At 43.3% G+C, this 4761-nt stretch carries 1 protein-coding gene and 2 pseudogenes; 2 read left to right on the forward strand and 1 reads right to left on the reverse strand.

The window, feature by feature from the left end:
* Positions 1-1049: 1049 nt before the first annotated feature.
* Positions 1050-2730, reverse strand: a pseudogene (locus tag F6K53_RS46180) (reverse transcriptase domain-containing protein).
* A gap of 703 nt (positions 2731-3433) precedes the next feature.
* On the opposite strand from F6K53_RS46180, the gene F6K53_RS46185 reads away from it, so the two are divergent.
* A complete protein-coding gene (locus tag F6K53_RS46185) occupies positions 3434-3673 on the forward strand; it encodes a transposase family protein (RefSeq protein WP_366511388.1) in 240 nt (79 codons plus the stop codon).
* Positions 3666-4628: pseudogene (locus F6K53_RS35175) on the forward strand (ISAs1 family transposase). Before F6K53_RS46185 ends, F6K53_RS35175 begins: the two are co-directional and overlap by 8 nt.
* The last annotated feature ends 133 nt before the right edge of the window (positions 4629-4761 follow it).

Consider the following 4761-nt stretch of genomic DNA (forward strand, 5'->3'; position numbering starts at 1 on the left):
TCTGTTTTGACCGGCTCCCGTTATAGACCGTTTATAAAGTGCTTATTAAGAAGCAAGGCGACGCAGCATGAGTCGAATCATCCCTGTATAAATCAGAGCCTCGCTCACTTCTGGAAGCCTTTGATACTCTACCACTAAACCTCGACAACCCATAAACCCAGAAAAGCTGAGGGGGTGACATGAGCCCTGAAAAGCTTGCTATATAAGGCTTTGAGTCCAATGAACTCAGGAAAGATACAGTCCCAAATTAACTCTCGATTCATTTAATGGCAAGCTCAAACCCTTATAACTACGTCCAAGCTCGGCCCAAAACAGAATGTATATTTTTGTAACATATGAGCTGAACTTATGACCCAGTAAGGATTTAAGCTTGCATGTCACCCCCTCAGCTGCCTGACACAAGTGGCTCAAAGCTTGCAATGACGTTGTTTGCTAGAATTGGGGCACAGTGATAGGCAAGGGCAAGAGTCACTACACAACTAGCTCAACAGCAAGCATGTCTTATACCATTTTTCAAATTGATTACGTCAAGTTACCTAAAAATTTTTAATAATTAACTCTCAAATGACACCTGACAAGAAAAAAAGGGGGTTGCGTCAGTCTTCTTTTGAAGAGGAGTAGAGTGGGCATCCTGCCCACTCGAAAATAAGCATGAAACTGGCAAGATGCCCATTCCACCAACATGCCCGTTCCACCAACATGCCCGTTCCACCAACATGCCCATTCCACCTAGCGGATTAAACAGCATGCATTGAGATAAACCCGATTCCCGATTCCCGATTCCCTACTCCCTACTCCCTACTCCCTACTCCCTACTCCCTTACAAAAAAAAATAGCCGCAGAAATACTATCCACGGCCAGATGAACCTTATGAATTCAGATTTCGCACCATACCAGACATGCTCCCATGGGAGCAAACCCGATGGTTTGGCCAGGGGGCAAAGCCCCCCAGCAATTTAATAGCTTAACCCAGTTACGGTCGATGCCCGGTATTATCCGGGGCACCTCCGCTTCAGAACTGCACGTGAAAGTTTCCCCTCATGCAGCTCCTAGATATCCTTTCCTTTCGGAGTGCTCCAATGTATCTGTTGGTGGCAGCTCTGATGAACTGCTAGTAAGTTCTTTTTTGACCAATTGTCGTGGTTTCCATCTATGTGATGAAGGTGTACAGATTCGTCTTCTAAGAACTTCAATCCACAGTGTCCACAGGAATGGTTTTGCTCTTTCAATGCATCGGATGTAGCATCGGAGTAAAGGTTAGAGTTTCTTCGACTCCAATAGACTAAGTCACCGTCGTAGGGTGACTTAGTCCCCCGTACGTTCACGTGTTGGTTCTGTTTGTAACCTACCTTTGGAAATGCCTTTTGACATAGTTCGTTGGCTCTATACCGACTTACTTTCTTTTCCTTTCGGAACTTTCGGTGGGCAGTGTTGCACATGAACCATAAGGAATCCCTAGAACTGCTCATATTGCAGCTTTTGTGGTAGTTGCGCCATCCGCGAACGATGGGGGCTAGTTTCTTAGCTTTTACTTCAGCACCATAATTCGAGCAGTTGACTACGGCTTTAATCTTCTTGCGGATTGCTCTGTGATTTTCCTCTGAGGGAATGCACGAGAACTTTCCGTCTTTTCTGACGCGGAATCTCCACCCCAGGAGACGAAACCTTAGAAGAAAGAAGCCTTAATTAATAATTTTTAACCCTTTTTTGCCTAGTCTGTCCCCTGTAAAGGCTTCTTTCTTCTTACGGTAACTTCATAGGAAGTCAAATCCGTCTGTCGTTTTGGTCAGCTTGGTCTTTTCTGTACTGATTTCCATACCTCTTTCTGCCAAGAATGCCTTGACCTTTTCGAGGATTTTGGCAGCATCGTCTTTAGGCTTGAGGATGAACACCATATCATCTGCGTATCGCAAACTAGTGTGAATATCTTCTATTCCGTTAAGAGCCACATTTGCTAGTAAAGGACTTACCACCCCCCCTTGAGGGGTACCCTGGTCTGGAAACTGAACGGATACTCCTGCTTTTAGGCATCGGTATATTCCCGTTTTGATTTTTGCTGGTGCTATAAGCCTTTCCATAATAGAGTTGTGGCTGATTCGGTCGAAGCACTTTTTGATGTCTAGTTCTATGATTCGTTTGTTGATGCCATTGGCGTCTGATTTCAAATGTAATTGAAGTCGTTTTTGAACATCTTGGGCGCACCTGCCCGTTCTGAACCCGTAGCTATCCCCGCTGAACGTTGCCTCATGGGCTGGTTCAAGGGCTAGCTTCACCAGACATTGCCATGCTCGGTCGGCTATGGTAGGTATCTTTAGCATCCTAGTCTTACCATTCTTTTTCTTGATGGGGACTTCGCGTAGTCCGCTATGGTGCCAGTCATGACCATAGTGGTTCAATGCTTCAACCAATTCCATGCGTTCTCTGTAGTTGAGGCTTGACTTTCCGTCAACTCCAGCCGTCTTCTTGCCCTTATTTAGCTGTGTCACTTGTCGGACTGCCAAAAGCTGTGCTGAGCGGGATTTCAGTATGAGTTTTTGTAATGACCTAGCTTTCTTCAAGTCACCAGCTCGAACCGCTTTATATACACGCTTTTGTAGGCGGAAAAGATTTTGGCGGAGTTTCTTCCACTGTTGTCTTTTCCAAAGTTCACTATGTTTTACCATGTGTCTAACTGTGCTCTCAAACGAGCTTGTATACTCTGAATACCCGCAGCCAGTTATTCGGCTGCATCCTACCCGGCAGTGAGGATTAAGTTTGACATAACTTACCGTAGATTCGACCGGTCTACAGACTCATTATTGCTGCCGTTTTTACTTGTTCCGTCCATCAGATTGTTATGGTGATTTAGGGCAGTCCATTTTGCCTATTCCCTTCTCAGAGATTACAACTGTCTAACTCAAAACGTTGTGAGAATAATCGGGAATTAAGTCTCGCATATACTAGTCAGATTGCGGCTTAGTACTAAGACACTTTTTCAGGACTTTTGCTACTGTTACCCATGTCACCTCCCCTTTAGCGCCAGTGTCACTCATCTGATTAGTGTCTGATTGCGCCCTGGTGCCAGCTTCACTCTGCTAGGATGTCGCCTACTCGGTGTGGCCAAGGTAGGGAGTCACCTGTCTCTCCAGGGGGTCGGGTTTGCACCGCCATCCAGATGAACAGTTATAACTTTTGGGTTATCCCCGCGAGTTACCTAAGTCATACCCCTCTATTTTCTAGAGGCTCCTACTTAGAACAAGCCGCACGAGTTAAGTACTTCGTCATTACCGTGATGAATTCGCCAGGAATCTCAGTCGGCTGAAGGGGGCTCCACTCGTCAACTTGGGCGTAACCCCGTGCATAAAGGCAGGGCTGTTTCATTATAGAGTAAAAAGCTGTATAGTTAAGCAATAGCCGGAAAAACCGGGCTAATTCCCCTTATATGCCATGCATCATGGAGAAAAGCTTAATCGACTATCTCAAAGAAATACCTGATCATCGCAGTCCTCATGGTCTTCGTCATCCTCTGTGGCTGGTGCTTTTAATCATAATTATGGGGATGATGAGTGGTTATTGGGGTTATCGACAATTGGGTAGATTTGTAGAACGCCACCGCACCCAATTAATTAGTAGACTTAAAATTCATGCATGCTCGTGTTCCTTCTTATTCAGCAATCAGAAGAGTCATGATTAATTTAGATTACGAAGAACTCCAATTTGTGTTTAATCAATGGAGTAAACAATATAGTCTGATTCCCTCTTCAGAATGGATATCACTGGATGGCAATAGTCTAAAAAATACTGTAAATAACTACGATAAGGCTCAACAAAATTTTATCAACTGTGTTTCAGCTTTTTCTCATCAAAGAGGATTAGTTTTAGGGCTAAAAATGATGGAAAACAAACACGAAAGCGAAATAACCGTGGTTCGAGACTTAATTAAGTTATTAGATTTAACGGGTTTTGAAGTTCCCGTAGAACAGTGGAGCCTTTATGGGTGATCGGTTATGCAGAAAAGGGTTAAATCTTTTGTAATAAGGCTCCACTGTTCAAGGTTTCATCTCCGTCGTATTTACTTTTGATGCTCTTCATTGTCAAAAAAAACTCTGGCAGACATAGTCGAATCAGGGAATGATTATCTAGTTAAAGTAAAAAGAAATCAACCCAAATTATATCAACAAATAGAAAGGGAATCAAACCGGCAAACACCACGACAAAAAGTGATCCATCATGAAAAAACTAGAAACCGTAATACAAATCGTATTATCGAAGTGTTTGAGCCACCGGAAAATCTTGACCCCAAATGGATTGGGGCTGGTTGTGTAATTAAAGTTTCTCGCAGTGGAACTCGCGGTAATCAACCCTTCAAAACTATTAGTTATTATATGAGTTCAAAATCACCTCAATCTCGTCGTTTGATGGATGGAATTAGAGGACATTGGCTGATTGAAAATTCTCTTCATTGGGTAAAAGACGTCATTTATGAGGAAGATATTAGTCCCCAAAAATCCGGATTTGCTCCAAAAAACTTATCTTTGCTCAAAACCTGGGTTTTAACCCTTCTTCGAGCACATGGCTTTGATTCGATTAAGGCAGCAATCAGCGAAATGAGCCATAATCTGAAGTATATCCTCAGTTTTTGTACTTAACAGTAATTATATCCGATTATCTTCTATTTTAATGATAATGAAACAGCCCTGCGTGCATAAAGGCAGGGCTGTTTCATTGTCGATGTCAAAATTTTTTCTGAGGTTTTGAAACCGCCTTGGAGTAACGGGTTCA

It is taken from the genome of Moorena sp. SIO4A1 (genome assembly GCF_010672065.1).
Lineage (GTDB): Bacteria > Cyanobacteriota > Cyanobacteriia > Cyanobacteriales > Coleofasciculaceae > Moorena.

Bases quoted from the DNA above. Each gene is read 5' to 3' on its own strand.
- F6K53_RS46185 (WP_366511388.1), top strand. From the start codon at position 3,434: ATGGAGAAAAGCTTAATCGACTATCTCAAAGAAATACCTGATCATCGC.